The sequence below is a fragment of the Aeromonas sp. 25-248 genome, assembly GCF_053005425.1.
On sequence record NZ_JBRKTB010000001.1, the window covers coordinates 655,597 to 672,546 of the forward strand.

The window sequence follows — 16,950 nt, forward strand, 5'->3', positions numbered from 1 at the left end:
CTTAACCTTCCAGTTCGATCTTGGTCAGGCACTCACGCAAGACGGGGCCGTACTCTGTCTTGCCGGGGCAGACGAAGGTACAGAGCGCCAAATCTTCCTCATCCAGCTCCAGGCAGCCGAGCGCCTGCGCGCTGTCGGTGTCACCGGAGATCAGATCCCGCAGCAGCAGGGTCGGCAGGATGTCGAGCGGCATCACACGCTCATAGTTGCCGATAGGCACCATGGAGCGATCACTACCGTTGGTGGTGGTAGTGAAGTTGATGAGTTTGCCCTTCATCAGGTGAGAGAGGGTGGTACGGGTGATGGAGAACTTGTTGGCACTGGGTTTGACCCAGCCCATGAACTCTTTCTCACGGCCTTCGCCCAGCACGCTCACCTGGTTGTGGAAGCGACCCAGGTAGTCATGGACCCCTTCGGCCTTGGCACCGCTCAGCAGGGAACCGGAGATGATGCGATTTTCGTCCGCACGCAGCTCGTTGTTGGTCAGCTGGCTAAGGCTGGCGCCCAGGCGGGTACGCAGCAGACGCGGCTTGATGACGTTCGGGCCAGCCAGGGAGATCACCTTGTCGGTGAAGATCTGGCCGGTGGTGAACAGCTTGCCGTAAGCGATCACGTCCTGATAGTTGATGTGCCACTGCACCTTGTTGGCACCGACCGGATCCAGGAAGTGGATGTGGGTGCCCGGCAGACCGGCTGGATGCGGACCGACGAACACGGCTTCCTTGACCTGGGCCAGGGAGGAGTGCGGCAGGCTGGCTTCGCCCTTGCAGACGTGGACGGTACCATCGGTCAGGCGGGTCAGCACGGCCAGACCGTCGAGGAAGGCCTGGGCCTGTTCCTTGATGATCAGCTCCGCACTGGCGGCCAGCGGGTTGGTGTCCATGGCGGTCACGAAGATGGCGCGCGGGGTGGAACCCACGGCCGGCACCTTGCTGAACGGGCGGGTACGCAGCGCGGTCCATTGGCCTGATGCGACCAGGATCTCCTGCACCTTGCTGCGCTCGAGCTGTGCCAGCTCGGCGGAGGCAAAATGCTCAAAGGTCACCTGCTCGTCGGACCCATCGATGTCGATGACGACGGACTGGAGAACACGCTTGGCACCACGGTTGATCTCAGAAACCACACCGGTGGCAGGGGCCGTGAATTTAACGCCGGGATTCTTCTTATCTTCGAAGAGCTCCTGACCTTTAATGACGCGATCACCTACTTTGACAAACATAGTAGGACGCATCCCCACGAACTCTTCGCCGAGTGTAGCAACACGGGTGATGGCCGGGCCATCGTAGATTACTTGCTCCGGAGCACCCAGCACGGGGATGTCCAGTCCTCTTTTAATTGTAATCATACTCACTTGCACTACCGTTAAGGGAAGACAGGTTGGTTAGCGCCGAGAAATACATCACGACGAGTTGTTGAATGAGCCCGTCAACATCGCGGAAAGCTGTCGAAGAAATAAACAAATCAGCAACATACAGGATCATTCAAAAGCGCCTGAGTTTACCACCTTAGGCGAGTTAGCCGCCACGCCAAATGGGGAAAATCCCCGCCCTATCACAAAATTAACCTTCACTGAATATTTCGCGCACGTCCTTGCAAGCCGTGGTTTTAAAGGACTTTTCGCAAAACTAACCATATAGAGGTATTTTTCAGGCATAAGGAAAAGGATTAGAAAAAATAATGCTACACCCCTCATCCCTGGCAGCACACCATTCGTGATAGCGCTGTTAATGGCCCGAGGAAGGCGCCATCAGAAGGTCCAACGGCTACGCAAAGGGGGATTTGCTGACGCAACCCGGCGTCTTTGGCGCCTGCTCCCTAGCCTGCCACTCGGATTCGGTATAGGTATGCAGCGCCAATGCATGAATGGCTCCCGCCAGCTCGTCGGCCAGCACCCCGTTCACCTGACGATGGCGCCCCAGCAAACGCTGTCCCTCAAACGCCTGGCTCACCACGACTACCTTGAAGTGGCTTTCGGAGCCCGGTGCCACCCTGTGCATGTAGCTTTCATTGATCACTTCCAGGTGGCTCGGGGAGAGCGCGGCGGCCAGCTTGGCCTCTATCTGTTGTTGCATGCTCACGGTAAGGACTCCTCGTTGAATATCCGGCCATTGTAGCCAGGGTTGTGCGCCCGATGCATCAGGTACGAAGGATCCGCTCGCTCTCGCCGTACCGGACTGGTGAATTTCTCCGCCGCCGCTAGAATAGCGCCACTTTCACCGCTGCCGGGCAACACGGGGCAGACGGTCGCCATTCATCAATCACACGTTGGACTCTTGCCTATGCAAACCCTGCTCGACACGGCCCACTGCCGCCTGACCCTGTATCGTTACCCGCGGCAGAGCCAGGACCCTCTGCAGGCCTGGGATGCGGCGGACGAGTACCTGATAAGCCACCTTGCCGAATCGCAGCAGGCACCTGACGGCCCCGTCATCATCATGAACGACGGCTTCGGCGCCCTGGCAGGCTACCTGCATGCCCACGCCCCCGTCTGCGTGACCGACTCCCACATCAGCGAGCGGGCCACCCTGGCCAATCTGGCGGAAAACGGGCTGGATCCCCACGCCATCACCCTGCAGGATGCGCTGGCCCCCCTGCCCGATGCCCCCGCCCTGGTGGTGATCAAGGTCTCCAAGTATCAGGCGCTGCTGGAGCAGCAACTGCTTGCCCTGCGCGGGGTCGTCACCCCCGCGACCCGCATCATTGCTGCCGGCAAGGCCAAGGACATCCACACCTCCACCCTCAAGCTGTTCGAGAAGTATCTGGGGGAGACCCGCACCTCACTCGCCTGGAAGAAGGCACGCCTCATTCATTGCACCCCGGCCGCCGAGCGCCCGTCCCTGACCAGTCCCTTCCCGACCGTCTGGCCGCTGGAAGGCACCGACATGCTCATCCACAACCATGCCAACGTGTTCTCGCGCACCAGCCTGGATATCGGCGCCCGCTTCATGCTGGACAACCTGCCCATCCACAGTGCCCGCAGAGTGATCGATCTGGGATGTGGCAACGGCGTGCTCGGGCTCTCCCTGCTCGCGCGCGACAGCGAGGTGGAGGTGACCTTCATCGACGAATCCCGGATGGCGGTAGCGTCCGCACGGCTCAACGTCGAGCACAACCTGCCCGATGCCCTGCCCCGTGCCCACTTCATGGTCAATAACTGTCTCGATGACGTTCCCGTCGGGGCAGCGGACAGGATCCTCTGCAATCCCCCCTTCCATCAGCTGCAGGCGATCACCGATCACATCGCCTGGCAGATGTTCAGCGATGCCCACCGGGTGTTGCCTCAGGGGGGCGAACTCTGGATAGTAGGCAACCGTCATCTGGACTATCACAACAAACTCAAGCGCCTGTTTGGCAACGCACAAGTCGTTGCGTCGAACAGCAAATTCGTTATTTTGAAAGCCATCAAACGCTAAAGATAAAGCTAAAGGAAACCCATGATGAAAAAGTCACTCTTGCTGCTAGCCGCTCTGGTATTGGGCGGTTGTGCTACTCACTGGCCCGAGAGCGCCCTGCTCAACCCGCAAGTCATCCCCTCCAACCAGCAGTACTACTCCGGCAACCGCATCACCATGGAAGGGGTGGACAAGCGTGAAGCCGCCTATGTCTTCTCCATCAAGAAGAAAGAGAAGGCGCCTGTGCTGGTGAACAGCAGTCAGCCTCTCAACAGCCTGCTGGCTGAAAAACTGGCGGAAGGGCTGCGCAGCCAGGGCCTGGAAGTGGGCAACAGCGGCACCACCAACCTGACGCTGGCCATCTCCACCGCCGCCGTCACCGTGGAAGAGAAAACCTTCACCTATGTCACCAAGTCCCGCGTCAGCCTGCAGGTGATTGCCGACTTCCAGGGCAGCAAGCTGACCAAGCAGTTCAACATGTCCTCCAGCAAAGAGAGCCCGGGCGAGCCGAGCATGGCCGATCTGGAATCCACCCTGAACCAGCAGCTGGGCAGCGTGCTGCAGCAGATCATGGCCGACGAGGCGCTGCGCGGTTATCTCAAGGGTCAGCCGAGCTGAGCGAGGACATATAAATGAAGAAACTCTGGTTACTGGTCACCCTGATCGCCCCCCTGGCTTTTGCCGGTCAAAAAGTCCAGATGGAGACCAACCATGGCACCATCGTCGTGGAGCTGGCCCCCAAACAGGCACCCCAGACCGTGAAGAACTTCCTGCGCTACGTGGCAGACGGCAGCTATGACGGCAGCCTGTTCCACCGGGTGATCCAGAACTTCGTGGTGCAGGGTGGGGGCTACAACCAGCAGTTCCAGCCCCTGCCGACCTTCGATCCCGTGGTCAACGAGTCCAGAGGCGGCCTGCCCAACAAGCGCGGCACCATCGCCATGGCCCGCACCCAGGCGGTCGACAGCGCCACTCGCCAGTTCTATTTCAATCTGGTGGACAACGACAACCTCAACGCCAATGCCGGCGCCGGTTACACCGTGTTCGGCCAGGTCGTGAAGGGGATGGAGGTGCTGGACAAACTGGCCCAGGTCCAGACCGGCTACAGCTCCATCCTGCGTGCCAACGACGTCCCCACCAGCCCCATCATCCTGAAGAAAGTGGTGCTGCTCGCGGACAAATAACGCGGCCCGGATCACATTCCACCGCGTCCCTGAACGGGTCACCAATCTCTTTTTCTATACTCTGCTCCCCGATGTGTGCCACGCATCGGGGAGCAGAACCAGAAGGAGGAGCCGGTGACCTGTCATGATTACATAACCCAACACGCCGGCCCGCTGGCCCAGGCGGTTCGCCATTTTCTGGCACGCAAGATTCCCTATCAGCAGCTGGAAGACTTGAGTTGGCAGCTTCTCTCCCATTGGCAGGCGCTCTGCGTGATCCCCATGGACAAAACCCCCGCCAACGCACAGGAAGGGGTGTTCTGGCATCTGCTTCACAGCCTGCACCTGTGGGATGAGCAGCACCTCCTCTGTGATGACGCGCTGCGCCTGCAACTCATGGCCTGCGCCAATTTTCTCGCCGACGGGGGCCCCTGCCCGCACCACTGCATCGGCTCACGCCCCTGAAACCTGCCGCTCCCCCCTCGGCTTGCCTTGGCTACGCCTGCCGAACCTGACAAAATGACCCCCTTTTCCCCGAGGAGTCAGGCAGTTGAACAATCTCCGCCCGCCCAGCCACACACCGGGCCGCGCCACCCGCTGGCGAGATGCCCTCGCCGTCTATCTGGAAGCGCGGGTACTCATCCTGTTTGCCATGGGATTCTCCTCCGGCCTGCCCTTGCTGCTGGTCTTTGGCACCCTCTCGTTCTGGCTGCGCGAAGCGGATGTCAGCCTGACCGACATTGGCTACATGAGCTGGGTAGCGCTGGCCTACGGTTTCAAGTGGCTGTGGTCGCCCCTGGTGGATCGGCTGCCCCTGCCCCTGCTGTCACGGCTGCTTGGGCGACGACGCAGCTGGATGCTGTTCTCCCAGGTGCTGATCGCCCTCTCCCTGGTGGGGATGGCCTATTGCGATCCCAAGACCCAGCTCGCCCAGCTGGCCCTCTTCGCTCTGCTGGTGGCCCTCTCCTCTGCCACCCAGGACATCGTCATCGACGCCTATCGCATCGAATCCGCTCCCGAGCGGCTGCAGGCGGCCATGGCCGCTTCCTATATGACGGGGTATCGACTCGCCATGATCATGGCGGGAGCGGGGGCGCTGGCGCTGGCGGCCTGGCTCGGCAGCAACAACGGCTATGACTATCGCGGCTGGCAGCTCACCTATCTGCTGATGGGAGGGCTGATGTCTCTTGGCATCCTCACCACCCTGATGAGTCACGAGCCGCAGATCGATCTCAAGAGTCAGGACGAGCAGCAGATGGCGCGCAAGACTACCCTGCTGGCACGGGGTTGGTCACCCACGCTGGCTGGGCTGGGGGCCTGGACCTACGAGGCCATCTGGTGTCCCTTCGCCGACTTCTTTCGCCGCTACGGCTCCTCGGCCCTGCTGATCCTCGGGCTTATCGCCTGCTATCGCATCTCGGACGTGGTGATGGGGGTGATGTCCAACAGCTTCTATGTGGATCTGCAGTTCAGCAAGACGGAAGTGGCCACCATCACCAAGGTCTATGGTGTCATCATGACGCTGGTGGGAGCCGCGCTCGGGGGCGTGCTGGTGATGCGCTTTGGCACCCTGCGCATCCTGTTCCTCGGCGCCGTGCTGACCGCCAGCACCAATCTGCTGTTCGCTCTCCTCAACGAAGTGGGCCACAACCTGGAGCTGCTGACTCTGATCATCTCGCTGGACAACCTCAGCGCCGGCATAGCGACGGCTGCGTTTGTAACCTATCTATCGAGCCTCACCAACGTCGCCTTCTCCGCCACCCAGTACGCCCTGTTCAGCTCCATCATGCTGTTGCTGCCCAAGTTGCTGGCGGGGTTTTCTGGTCGCGTGGTGGAGCAGATCGGCTACAGCCACTTCTTCATCGGCACCAGTCTGCTCGGCATTCCGGTGATGATCCTGATCATCATGGTTGCCAAACGAGGCAGCACCTTGTCACCACAAACGCACAAATAGCAAGCGTTTGCGCATTTTAGGGGGTGATTAGATTCACAAATCCTGACAAAGTTCCCTGGTGCTTGTTTATCCGCTGAATTTATTTGGCTAGAATCCCTTCCGCTCCTTGTGGGCAGGCTACGGAAAACCTCAACTAACGCACAAGAGACCAATAAAATGGCCAAATTTACCAAGACTCTGATCGCTGCCGGTCTGCTGGCTGCCTCCGCCACTCCGGCCTTCGCTGCCGACTACAGCGGCGACATCCACAAGAACGACTACAAGTGGTTCCAGTTCAACGTGATGCACACCATCGATCAGCTGCCCTACGCTGAGTCCGAAGGTGGTTACAACGATACCTACTTCGAAATGGAGTTTGGTGGCCGTTCCGGTATCTTCGATCTGTACGGTTACGTCGACGTATTCGACATCTTCCAGAACCGTCACGACGACAAGCACAACCAGGACAACCTGTTCATCAAATTTGCACCGCGCATCTCCATCGATGCCATGACCGGCAAAGATCTCTCCTTCGGCCCGGTGCAGGAAGTCTACATCGCCAACCTGATCAACGTCGGTGGTCCGGATGGTCTGTTTGAAGCCATGACCGGTCTGGGTGCAGACGTCATGGTGCCCTGGTTCGGCAAAATGGGCATGAACCTGTATGCCCGTCACGTCAATGAAGGCGGTGGCGAGCAGGGCTGGAACGGCTATCAGTTCTCCATGAACTGGTTCAAGCCTTTCTACACCTTCTCCAACGGCAGCTTCGTAGCCTATCAGGGTTACCTGGATCACCTGTTTGATGCCAAGGACACTTCCACCGACGGTACCGCCATGTTCAACGGCCTGTACTGGCACTCCGACCGCTACGCCGTCGGTTACGGTCTGAAGTACTTCAACGACATCTACGGCATCCAGAACGGTTCCTACGGTCTGAAGACCACTGGTTTCGGCCACTACTTCTCCGTGACCTACAAGTTCTAATCGAACTCGTCACACGGACACAAAAAAACCGGAGCAGCTGCTCCGGTTTTTTTTATGCCCTCATGCTGGCAGTGGGGCGAGAGCCGCGCCCTCCCCGTTCGCCATCAATCGCGGAAGTTCTGGAACTGCATCGGCTGGCCCAGTTCGGCGCCACGCACCAGCGCCATGGTCTCTTGCAGATCGTCGCGCTTCTTGCCGGTGACCCGCACCTCGTCGCCCTGGATGGCGGCCTGCACCTTGATCTTGGAATCCTTGATGAGCTTCACCAGCTTCTTGGCCACTTCCTTGTCGATCCCCTGCTTGAACTTCACGGTCAGGTGGAAACGCTTGCCGGAGTGGACGCTGTCACCCACGTCCATGGAACTGTTCTCGATCTGGCGCTTGAGCAGGGCGCCACGCAGGATCTCGACCATCTGCTTGAGCTGAAAATCGGCGTCGGCTTCCAGCTTCACTTCTTCCTTGTTCAATTCGAAGCTGGCTTCCACACCACGAAAATCGAAACGGGTCGCCAGTTCACGGTTGGCGTTATCAACGGCGTTCAACACCTCGTTCATTTTGACTTCAGAGACAATATCGAATGACGGCATAGCCGGGCTCCTCATGCTGTACTTCAGGTTGTGCTGACAGGTGGGCAAATCTACCAGAAAACGGGCAAATTTGCTGATTTCGATGGGATTGCTCTGCTAGAATCCCCTGCGCACAGGAATGGTGAGACCCGTTAGAACCCGTTCAGGAGCGGTCGCGAGAGGTCCGACACTCGGTGAAGTGCAGCCCAGGAACCCGTATGGTCATGCATACATGAGGCTCCCTGGCTGCGCATGAACCTTGAGCACGACCCGGCAACCAGCTCATGCACCGGTTCCAGGTATTCACCAAGCGACATCTTCCCTTATCCCGGGTTGGCGGTTGACAGGATGGCAGCCCTTCCCATGATCGAGCCTCTTCATGCCAAGCGGATTACGCGACAACAACCTGAAAACACGCCGTCACCCTGTCTCTCCCGAGTGGACCTTGCTGGGCTGCGGCGCCCTGGGCGGCGTCTTCGCCTCCCTGTTGACCCAAAGCGGCCAAGCAACCCGCCTCCTGCTGCGCGAGCGCCATCGTGCCACCTTGCACCCCGGCGTCGACTTTACCTCCCTTGAGGGGCATACCCAGCTCCTGGCCATCGAACGCGCCTTCATCGACAAGCCGGGCTGCATCAAACGCCTGCTGGTGATGACCAAAGCGGGGCAGGTGATATCGGCCCTCACTCCTCTGGTCGGGCAACTGGCGGCAGGAGTGCCCATCGTGCTGCTGCACAACGGCATGGGGATCGCCGATCAGGTGGTTGCACTCTTCCCCGACAATCCGGTGATCGCCGGCGTCACCAGCCATGGCGCCATGCAGAGCGGCCACTTCGTGTTCCGCCACACCGGCAAGGGGGAGACCTGGTTGGGCCCAATCAACGAAGCGGCCCGTGCCCATGCCCACCTCGCCGACGAGCTGGCCAGCGCCCTGGGTCAGGCCGGTTGGGATGAGCAGATCCTGACACGCCAGTGGCAGAAACTCGCCGTCAACTGTGCCATCAATCCCCTCACCGCGCTCTACAAGCTCAAGAACGGCGAATTGGCCGGTCCGCGTTTTGCCGATGCCCTGCAGCAAATCTGCGTGGAAGTGGCTGACGTCATGCGGGCCGAAGGTCAGCCTACCGGCAGCGAAGAGCTGTTGCGCCGTGTCATGATGGTGGTGGAGCTCACCGCCGACAATTACTCTTCCATGTATCAGGACATGGAACAGGGCCGCGAGACCGAGATAGAGGCCATCACCGGCTTCCTGCTGGGCAAGGCCGCCCTTCACGGTATCGCGGTACCGGTCAATCAGGGCCTCTATCAGGCCGTCAAAGAGAAGCGCTGAGCAGAGCAGCTGGCAAGCAAGGAGTGCAGGATGAGCGTACTGGTACTGGTGGCCCCCGGGTCGGAGGAGATAGAGACGGTTGCCATCGTCGATACCCTGGTTCGGGGTGGCATCGATGTGGTGCTGGCCTCCTGCTGCCCCACTGGAGCGCGCCAGATCCGCGCCTCTCGCGGGGTGCAACTGGTGGCGGATTGCCATCTCGACGAGCTGACCACCCGTGACTTCGATGCCATGGTCGTGCCGGGCGGTCTGCCCGGCAGCGAAGTGATCCGCGACACCCCCCTCGCCATCGACCTGCTACGGGAGCAGGCAGGCCTCGGCCGCTGGCGCGCCGCCATCTGCGCCGCCCCCGCCGTGGTACTGCACCATCACGGCTTGCTGGGGGATGCGAGCACCACCTGCCATCCGGGCTTTCAGGCCCGTCTGCCCGAGACACAATTGAGCACGGCGCGGGTCGTGACCGATGAAGCCCATCGCCTGATCACCAGCCAGGGCCCAGGCACCGCCATCGAGTTCGCTCTCGAGATAGTACGGGTACTGCGAGGTGACGAGGCCGCTCACGCGGTCGCCGGTCCCATGGTGTTGCCCCCTTCGGTGTTGCCATAATCGCACCGATCACTTCTCTGAAAACGGCAGAGCCCCTTTGCCACAGGCAAGGGGGCTCTGTTTTGGAGGCTCAGACGGCATGGAGATGGTCCTCACCTGACAGGTGGAATATAAAAGTCAGGTCATTGGATGACCTTTAATATACTTTATTTCGGCACATCGAATCTGCCCTTTTATCAGTTCAACAATCTTTTCAAAATCTTCAGATTTACAATATAAATTATCGCTATGTGAAATCTTAAATGGCGTTGATTCAAACCTTAATGCTTTCTTTCTATTGGAGATGATTAACGTATAGTCCCAATCTTTTTTAAACATGGTTTCATGCTCTGTTACTTCACTTTTAAAATCAGTGAAAAATATCGCAAGGAGTGCCATCCCACCAGCACCGACCAGAGAAAATGGTCCCAATACAGCCACTGCAAATACACAGACCACCACGCCAAGCCAAGCCAAACCACGGACTATCGTATAAGCTACTTCTGGAATAACATCCTGATAAGTGACAATAACGCCTTCTGTTGTAAGACGGTAATGATAGTTTTTATCTGCCATCACTAAATAACGAAAATAAGGGATCATTGCTATAGCAACACCGAATGCTAGATAAGCAAACCCCCAATCAACATCACCTGTAAGTAATACACAACCTACAGCAAATAACGTCATAACTGCAGTGACTAGAAAAATAATAAGCCAAGCAAATGGTGTAGAAACCCGAATATTCCACTCCTGAAGAATTGGGGCCTCACGCACTTTTTTTTGATTGGCATCGAGAATACGTTGTTGCTCTTCCTGTGGTAATAGACGAAAAGGAATCTCCTGCTCATTCACATCAACTTCCTCGTTTGACTTATCCATTATTTATTCCCTTGCTTGCCGACCACCAACGCGGGCATTGTACCCAGATCGCCGCTGCAGCTATTCAATGTCACAGGGCCGCCACTACTACTGTTGCCCTTGAAAATAAACTCCCGCTGAACCATGCCCCCGAGATACCCCAGTTCCAGTTTGATGGCCGAGTTGGTATCAACCTCCAGCGGCAGGGAATAGACCATGTCCTCCCAGCTCCCGCGTAGTGTATCTATCATCTTGGGTTTCATTGCAGCCAGATAGCGGTCAAGCTCCTCTTTGGAGCGCGCGGGGATCATCTGACCAGCACTGGCAAGTGGTTGAGAAGTGACATTTAACCCTATGGTTTGTCCTCGCAAATGGGCAGGGAGTGAAAGTTGCAACTGCCACTGGGAACGACCGGTATCCATCCACCCCTGAGGTGCGGTGCGTACCACAGTCAAACTGGCCCCAGGCTTATTGACCAACATTTCAAAGCGAGCCAATTCATCTTCGGCGGACCAATTGGCAGGCTGCTTTCCCCAGATTGATTTCAGCAACCATTTTTCCAAATCCGAGCGTTTAAAAATATTCAGCAACATAGTTAAAGCCAGATAGGCAATACCCAACACAAAGAGCCCGACAACCATCCAAGGCGCAAAAATAGCAGCGATGGATGAAAAACCTAAACCATTGGCACCTAAATACGCAAGCTGGATAAGGAAAATGCCACTTTGCCCAAATAGCACCCCTGCTTTCATCTGCAAAAGCGTTTTTTCCATACCACTTATCAGTGGATCTTGGCTAGCCTGCCAACTGTCCAAGGCTTCAAGCCCTGCCGCAGCCAAACCTAGACTAGAAAATGCCAGCATCCGTAGAGAGAAGGCTTTAACCCAGACCGCATGCTCACCTTCTTTTATTGCTGCTTTTATCGAGATTGCTGTCAGGGCTCGTTTACCTCCATCAGTAGTGAGCGGCTTTAACTTCTCCCACGCCGCCCCCTGATAGAGCGCGGCGATGGCATTACCCGTCCAGGCGAAGGCCGAGCCCAACTGCATATTTGCCCGTTCCCGGCCGATGGACTGGGCGTTTTGCGCCGTCCCTGCGATGACCACAGTCAGATTCCAGAGGTTGAGCAGGGCAACCAGCCCGCCAAAGGTCGCCAGATTGGGAATTCTCTCGTTCATGGCCGTGATGCGTTGATTCACGCCGCTACGCACGCCCGCCAGATAGTCACCAACATATTGTCTGGCTTGTTGCTGGTAGAGATCGCCTTTCAGTTTCACCAGCAGGGGCATTTCGCTGGCAATCAGGGTATCAAGCTGTTGCTGCAAGGTTTTTAGCTGACCGTTGATGGCCTTCACCGTGGTGCTGCGCCCAGGAGGGGGGGAGCTGATGGCCGACATCTCCTTCACAATGATCCAGACCTTCTGCTGGAAGCGGTTGTGGAGCATCCGATAGTCTCGGTTGACCTGCAGCGGCTGGTCGCCGAGCAGGGATTCCAGCAGTACCAGTCTGAGGTTGCCCGCCAGGCTGTTCTTCCAGGCATGGGGCAAGATGGCCGCCATGATCTGGGCGTGAGCCCCCTTGGCCATGGACTTTCCAGCCATTTTCATGGCTTCAATGACGGCTTCGATCGTCTGGAACCAGGACTTTTGCTTGAATCTCTCGTCCCCCAATAGCGTCTCCAGATCAGCCGTTCTGCCATAGAGGGCTGTCATATCCCCAGAGGAGGTGCTGAGCCAAGCATTGTCTACCGTCAGCTCGCTCAATCCCTTGTGCAACGCGGCATCAAAGCCATAAGGGGCTAGCGCCAGCAAGTTGTCGCGGCTCTTTTCGCCCAGCAGCTTCTCCAGCGCTTTCTTCCTCTCCTCCGTGCGGCAGCTAAGAGAGAGAACCGGCCCGGCCTCGGCAAACAGGGTCTGCAGATAGGCTTGTCCTTGGGTCGTTCTGTTGTCCAGACCAAAGGGCAGCGGATCGGCCTTGAGGCGGGTCACACCGTTGAACAGGTCTTCATGAGCCCGCGTCAGGGCCAGCTCCAGCTCATTGAGTGGCACCTGATACTGCTTGATAAAGGCATTGAGCCCGCTCCAGTTGACCTCATCCTGGAAGGCGGCGCGCTCTTTCCATTGGGAAACCTGTTTTTGGGATGGGTTGAAACCATATTGTTCCCGCAAGATTTTCAGCTTCTCATCAGCCCGTTTCTCCATGGGGGAGTTGAACCGCACCATCCCGGGCTCTGCCGTCATGCTCTCCATGTCGGCGAGGTAGCGATCCCCAAGATAATCATCCAGCGCCTCTTCAAAGGCCTGGGTCCTGGCGACATTGCCCCTGACGGAGGCGGGCAACTCCTTCTCGTCGAGCCGCACCCTGGCCAGGTTGCGCGTGACCTCCGCCATCATCAGCTTGTGGCTGTTGACCTTGATGGTGGCATCATCTTTCCCCAGCAGAGCTTCGCGCTTGGCGAGCAGTTGATTGACCTTCATGGAAAGGTCGGCAAGGTCGGCCAGCGGGTCCTCCAGAGCGACCACCATGGCGCTCTTGGGATCCGGTATGCCCGCCTTGTAGGCAGTCGCTGAACTCGCAGGTTTGTGAGCCAGCAACTTGATCCCCTGCTTGTCCTCTTCGGCAGGCTTGGCAAGGGGGGTAGAAGAGAGCACAAATCCCTTGTTGGACATCCCCAGGTCAGCAACCTTGTCGAGCACATCTGGCAGACCGCAATGAGGGGCCTTCATGGTGCTGGCAAAACTGCCCAGTTTCACCTGCCGCATCCAGGTGGTGCGCAAACCGCCGCTCTTTTCCATCTCATGCTTGATGCGCCCCGTCCAGCGCTGGGGAGAATAAGCGAGGGAGAGGGTATGGCTCGCCGGGTAGAGCAGATGCCCCTTGCTTCCCTTGCTCTGGCTGATGAAGGTCGCTCCTTTTATCTCGTACTCATCAAATGTCTTGGCCTTTTCGTCATAGACATAGAGCCAGCCATCACGAAGTTGGCGCAAGGCATAACCGCTCTCTTTCAACTTGAGAGGCACCACAAAGCCTGCTCCGGCGGGGACTGGGTGAGGCTGCTTTTGTGGCGGGGAGAACGGCTCATCCAGGGCATAACGCACCGGGATGATGGCAATCTTCTTGTTCTTGAGCGGACAGACTCCTGCCGGGCTCTTGCTGTCGGTCGTGTTTGCACACTGGGCGGCTTGATTGGGCGTACTCATGCGTCTTGATCCTTGTTGCTCAATGCGGCAGCAAGCTCGGCGGCCTGCTCGATACGTTGCGAAGGGGTCTGGGGCGAACGCTGGGTAATCAACGCCTTGATCCGGAGATGCTCATCTTCGTCAAACCAGTCACTGCCGAGATACCCCATCACATTGAAAAACAGCAGCAGATCCCGCTCACTCTCGAATCCCTGGGCATAGGCGTAATCAGCCCAATGGGCAATCCAGGCCATGGGTTCTGGCAGCGTCAGCATGCGAGCCCCAAACCAGGTGTGCATGTGCGCTCTTATCCCATCGAGGGTGTTCAACCAGCTCACCTCTCCCAGATGGCGCCACTGCGCGTCGGAAAGTCGCAGGCGCTCCCCCATGGGGGACCCCATTCCAGGCGCGGCAACCTTGTGCTGCCACACCAGCCCCTCCCCCTGCCGGGTCGGGATCCAGACTTGAGCCACCCCCTGCCAGAGCCAGGGTTCATCATCCATAAACAGCCGCCACATGGTCTCCGGCATGGCCAGCTTGAGCAAAATCCTGCTGCCATAGGGACTCTCCACCTCGATAAGCCCACGCAGTCGCTCGGCCAACAGCAACAGAGAAAGAGGGGACGATAGCAGGTAACCCCATGATGCATCGCGGTTTTGCATAAACCAATCCAGCAAATTGGGCGTTGCACAGACCAGACAGGGGCTCACTTCTCGCAAGCTGTCCCAGGGGGCGTGAAGGTAAACGGGCTGATAGGAAGGCGACGGGTCCTGCTCGAACAACGCGCGCTCCAGCGCGGGAATGCGCGCCCCATCGAGCAACAGATAGAGTTGCTCACCGCTGTTCAGCTCGATGTCGGGACGCTCTGCGACGAAAGCCATGGCCATCAGCCACCACCCTCCTGTCTGGCCAGTTGCTCACAGATCTCGCACACAGGTTCGGCAGACTTGAGCGTCGCAATCTGACGTGCAGGGTCCATGGGAGGCGGGGGCGCCACCACTTCAACCGCTCCGGGTTGGATCGGCATCTGGCCGCCCCAGCCAGAGCCAGACCCCGGGCTGCCGCCTGAGTTCATCTTGATGGAGCCGCCCGAGAGGGTGACACCGCTCGGGTCGATTTTGACAAAACTCCCCCCCACCTTGAGGGTCAGCTCGGCACCCGCCTCCATCACTATCTTCATGCCCGCCTTGTGGTGTACCTCGCTTCCCGCTTCCACCAGCAGGGATTGCCCCAGCTTCTGGTGCAAGCTGGCATCCACGGTCAGGGAATAGCCGGCCTTGATGTGATCCCGTTTTTCACCGTTCACAGTGAGGTGATCATTGGCCTTGATGCGGGTCACCCGCTCATTGTCGATGTCCCTGTGTTCGTCGTGCTTGATATGCCAGGCGGCATCATTTTCGATAAGCACGTTCAGGTCTTTCTGACCGTGGATATAAATCTCTTCCTGCCCCGACTGGTCTTCAAAGCGCAGCTCGTTGAAACCCTCCCCCTGGTGGGTTTCGGTGCGCAGCACTGTGCGGGTCTTGTTGGCAGGCAGCTCGTAGGGCGGCCGGTTGGTGGCGTGGAAGGTGCGACCGGTCACGATGGGCTGGTCCGGGTCCCCCTCCAGGAACGAGACGATAACTTCGTGACCGATGCGTGGGATGGCCATCATGCCGTATTGACCGCCGGCCCAGCCCTGGCTCACCCGCACCCAGCAGGAGCTCTGGTCGTTGGAGCTGCCATATCTATCCCACGGGAATTGCAGTTTCACCCGGCCGTGCTCGTCGCAGTAAATCTCCTCACCGTCGGGGCCCACCACCATGGCAATTTGCGGGCCATCCACCATCGGCTTGTAGGGTGCCTCGGGGCTGCCGATGCGCGCCCGCCAGGTGGTGCTCGCTTTCACCACGCCGAATTCGTTGTGGTAGACGGTGGGGCCGCTCCCCCCCTCCTCTTCCAGCGCCTGCGGCTGCAGGCCGGTGTGCTGGATGCGCACAATTTGCCAGTCGGTGTTGAGGCTACCGTTGGGATGTTCGGTGAGCGAGAAGCTCTGCCCCGGCATAAGGGCTGTGCTATTCGACTTGCCACTGCCCGCCACAGCATCATTGCGCAGGGCATCCAGCCGATGCTGGGCAAACGCCTTGCCGCTCGGGTCCTGCTTATAGCGGCCCGGGTAGTCAAAGTGCTGGTAGGTATCGCGCTGGTGTTCGAGCTCAGCGCCCTGCTTTTTGTGAGAGAGGCCGTAAGCCGGGGTCTTGAAGCTGTAGTCCTTGAGCTCCACATCGCTCGGACGCACTGCCTCCCGGTAGTGGAACTGACGGACGTAGGGGCCCTGCTCCAGCGAACGGTTGCCGAGGTTGAAAAAGAGCTCGGGGCCGGCCGTCAGGGCAGCCGCATCGTCGGCAAACACGATGCGGTGCTTGCCTGCTTCAAACTCGTGGAAGTAGAACATCCCCTCTTCGGCGGCGAGGCGGTTCACGAAATCGAGGTCGGTTTCCCGATATTGAACGCAGTATTCCCGCTTGGCGTGCTCGTTTTTCAGGGCAAAGGCATAGTCGGTGATGCCATGCTCTTGCAACAGGATGGAGAGGATTTCATCGGGTTTTTGCGCCTGGAAGATGCGGGAGTTGTGGCGAAGTGACAGCCGCCACAGGGCTGGCTGCACCATGAGCTGATAGCGGGTGCGGCGAAAGCCGCTGTCACCTTGCGCCATGTCGCTCACCACCCCGCACACCCGGCGTTGCAGCTCGCCGTTGTACCACACCAAGAGCTCGCACGGCTGGTCCAGCACGGCGCCAACGTCGATGTCGGGCTGGGCGCTTGCCAACTCCAGGCGCAGGTTGAAGGGCCGGTTCAGCCCTTCATCCAGCGCAAATTCGGCCACCACGAAGGTGCTCTCGGGCAGAGCCCCTACCTTGACGGTGAATTGTAATCCTGTGCTGTCTGCCATTAGGGCTCCTTAACCTGCCAGTTCGCAG

General features: G+C 58.5%; 15 protein-coding genes. 8 read left to right on the plus strand and 7 right to left on the minus strand.

Annotated features, from left to right (window positions below; all coding sequences use genetic code 11):
* Position 1: 1 nt before the first annotated feature.
* Complete coding sequence (locus tag ACVDHI_RS03040) at positions 2-1,345, minus strand: Na(+)-translocating NADH-quinone reductase subunit A (protein WP_029313920.1); 1,344 nt, start codon at positions 1,343-1,345, stop codon at positions 2-4.
* A 418-nt stretch (positions 1,346-1,763) separates the two neighbouring features.
* Complete coding sequence (locus ACVDHI_RS03045) at positions 1,764-2,072, minus strand: BolA family protein (protein WP_010673364.1); 309 nt, start codon at positions 2,070-2,072, stop codon at positions 1,764-1,766.
* A 207-nt stretch (positions 2,073-2,279) separates the two neighbouring features.
* On the opposite strand from ACVDHI_RS03045, the gene ACVDHI_RS03050 reads away from it, so the two are divergent.
* The 6 genes from ACVDHI_RS03050 to ACVDHI_RS03075 all read left to right on the plus strand — a co-directional run bounded on the left by ACVDHI_RS03050 (position 2,280) and on the right by ACVDHI_RS03075 (position 7,472).
* Positions 2,280-3,413, plus strand: a complete 1,134-nt coding sequence (locus ACVDHI_RS03050) for a methyltransferase (RefSeq protein WP_010673363.1) — start codon at positions 2,280-2,282, stop codon at positions 3,411-3,413.
* Positions 3,414-3,437: 24 nt separating this feature from the next.
* A complete protein-coding gene (locus ACVDHI_RS03055; protein WP_010673362.1) occupies positions 3,438-4,010 on the plus strand; it encodes a YajG family lipoprotein in 573 nt (190 codons plus the stop codon).
* 14 nt (positions 4,011-4,024) lie between these two features.
* A complete protein-coding gene (locus ACVDHI_RS03060; protein WP_010673361.1) occupies positions 4,025-4,576 on the plus strand; it encodes a peptidylprolyl isomerase in 552 nt (183 codons plus the stop codon).
* 114 nt (positions 4,577-4,690) lie between these two features.
* Complete coding sequence (locus ACVDHI_RS03065) at positions 4,691-5,020, plus strand: hypothetical protein (protein ID WP_214002747.1); 330 nt, start codon at positions 4,691-4,693, stop codon at positions 5,018-5,020.
* Positions 5,021-5,105: 85 nt separating this feature from the next.
* Entirely contained in the window at positions 5,106-6,509 is a 1,404-nt protein-coding gene (locus ACVDHI_RS03070; RefSeq protein ID WP_447211668.1) for an AmpG family muropeptide MFS transporter, read from the plus strand.
* Between the two features lie 156 nt (positions 6,510-6,665).
* Positions 6,666-7,472, plus strand: coding sequence for a nucleoside-specific channel-forming Tsx family protein (locus tag ACVDHI_RS03075; RefSeq protein WP_039040713.1), 807 nt, complete (start codon positions 6,666-6,668; stop codon positions 7,470-7,472).
* Positions 7,473-7,576: 104 nt separating this feature from the next.
* On the opposite strand, the gene ACVDHI_RS03080 is transcribed toward ACVDHI_RS03075, so the two are convergent.
* Entirely contained in the window at positions 7,577-8,059 is a 483-nt protein-coding gene (locus ACVDHI_RS03080) for a YajQ family cyclic di-GMP-binding protein (protein ID WP_010673357.1), read from the minus strand.
* Positions 8,060-8,417: 358 nt separating this feature from the next.
* Between ACVDHI_RS03080 and ACVDHI_RS03085 the strand changes: the two genes are divergently transcribed.
* Positions 8,418-9,365 (plus strand): ketopantoate reductase family protein, encoded by a 948-nt coding sequence (locus ACVDHI_RS03085; protein WP_048208192.1) that lies wholly within the window; start codon positions 8,418-8,420, stop codon positions 9,363-9,365.
* 30 nt (positions 9,366-9,395) lie between these two features.
* Positions 9,396-9,971 carry a DJ-1 family glyoxalase III gene (locus tag ACVDHI_RS03090; RefSeq protein WP_201894478.1) on the plus strand — a complete coding sequence of 192 codons (576 nt, stop codon included), beginning with the start codon at positions 9,396-9,398 and terminating at the stop codon, positions 9,969-9,971.
* A gap of 117 nt (positions 9,972-10,088) precedes the next feature.
* Here ACVDHI_RS03090 and ACVDHI_RS03095 read toward each other — a convergent pair whose 3' ends face one another.
* Genes ACVDHI_RS03095 through ACVDHI_RS03110 form a run of 4 tightly spaced genes read right to left on the minus strand, consistent with a single transcriptional unit; the run spans position 10,089 to position 16,922 of the window.
* The gene (locus ACVDHI_RS03095) at positions 10,089-10,832 is read right to left on the minus strand and encodes a hypothetical protein (RefSeq protein ID WP_201932704.1); all 744 of its coding nucleotides are present in this window, start codon (positions 10,830-10,832) and stop codon (positions 10,089-10,091) included.
* Positions 10,832-14,011, minus strand: a complete 3,180-nt coding sequence (locus ACVDHI_RS03100; RefSeq protein WP_447211669.1) for a toxin VasX — start codon at positions 14,009-14,011, stop codon at positions 10,832-10,834. The genes ACVDHI_RS03095 and ACVDHI_RS03100 overlap by 1 nt, the downstream gene beginning before the upstream one ends.
* Positions 14,008-14,877, minus strand: a complete 870-nt coding sequence (locus tag ACVDHI_RS03105) for a DUF4123 domain-containing protein (RefSeq protein ID WP_447211670.1) — start codon at positions 14,875-14,877, stop codon at positions 14,008-14,010. The genes ACVDHI_RS03100 and ACVDHI_RS03105 overlap by 4 nt, the downstream gene beginning before the upstream one ends.
* Positions 14,877-16,922, minus strand: coding sequence for a type VI secretion system Vgr family protein (locus ACVDHI_RS03110; protein WP_447211671.1), 2,046 nt, complete (start codon positions 16,920-16,922; stop codon positions 14,877-14,879). Before ACVDHI_RS03110 ends, ACVDHI_RS03105 begins: the two co-directional genes overlap by 1 nt.
* Between the last annotated feature and the right edge of the window lie 28 nt (positions 16,923-16,950).

What these genes read in the sequence shown, in the direction of transcription:
- ACVDHI_RS03055 (WP_010673362.1), top strand. Translation starts at nt 3,438, where the DNA reads ATGAAAAAGTCACTCTTGCTGCTAGCCGCTCTGGTATTGGGCGGTTGT.
- ACVDHI_RS03105 (WP_447211670.1), bottom strand. Translation starts at nt 14,877, where the DNA reads ATGGCCATGGCTTTCGTCGCAGAGCGTCCCGACATCGAGCTGAACAGC.
- ACVDHI_RS03080 (WP_010673357.1), bottom strand. Translation starts at nt 8,059, where the DNA reads ATGCCGTCATTCGATATTGTCTCTGAAGTCAAAATGAACGAGGTGTTG.
- ACVDHI_RS03045 (WP_010673364.1), bottom strand. Translation starts at nt 2,072, where the DNA reads ATGCAACAACAGATAGAGGCCAAGCTGGCCGCCGCGCTCTCCCCGAGC.
- ACVDHI_RS03110 (WP_447211671.1), bottom strand. Translation starts at nt 16,922, where the DNA reads ATGGCAGACAGCACAGGATTACAATTCACCGTCAAGGTAGGGGCTCTG.
- ACVDHI_RS03085 (WP_048208192.1), top strand. Translation starts at nt 8,418, where the DNA reads ATGCCAAGCGGATTACGCGACAACAACCTGAAAACACGCCGTCACCCT.
- ACVDHI_RS03095 (WP_201932704.1), bottom strand. Translation starts at nt 10,832, where the DNA reads ATGGATAAGTCAAACGAGGAAGTTGATGTGAATGAGCAGGAGATTCCT.
- ACVDHI_RS03075 (WP_039040713.1), top strand. Translation starts at nt 6,666, where the DNA reads ATGGCCAAATTTACCAAGACTCTGATCGCTGCCGGTCTGCTGGCTGCC.
- ACVDHI_RS03060 (WP_010673361.1), top strand. Translation starts at nt 4,025, where the DNA reads ATGAAGAAACTCTGGTTACTGGTCACCCTGATCGCCCCCCTGGCTTTT.
- ACVDHI_RS03050 (WP_010673363.1), top strand. Translation starts at nt 2,280, where the DNA reads ATGCAAACCCTGCTCGACACGGCCCACTGCCGCCTGACCCTGTATCGT.
- ACVDHI_RS03100 (WP_447211669.1), bottom strand. Translation starts at nt 14,011, where the DNA reads ATGAGTACGCCCAATCAAGCCGCCCAGTGTGCAAACACGACCGACAGC.
- ACVDHI_RS03040 (WP_029313920.1), bottom strand. Translation starts at nt 1,345, where the DNA reads ATGATTACAATTAAAAGAGGACTGGACATCCCCGTGCTGGGTGCTCCG.
- ACVDHI_RS03090 (WP_201894478.1), top strand. Translation starts at nt 9,396, where the DNA reads ATGAGCGTACTGGTACTGGTGGCCCCCGGGTCGGAGGAGATAGAGACG.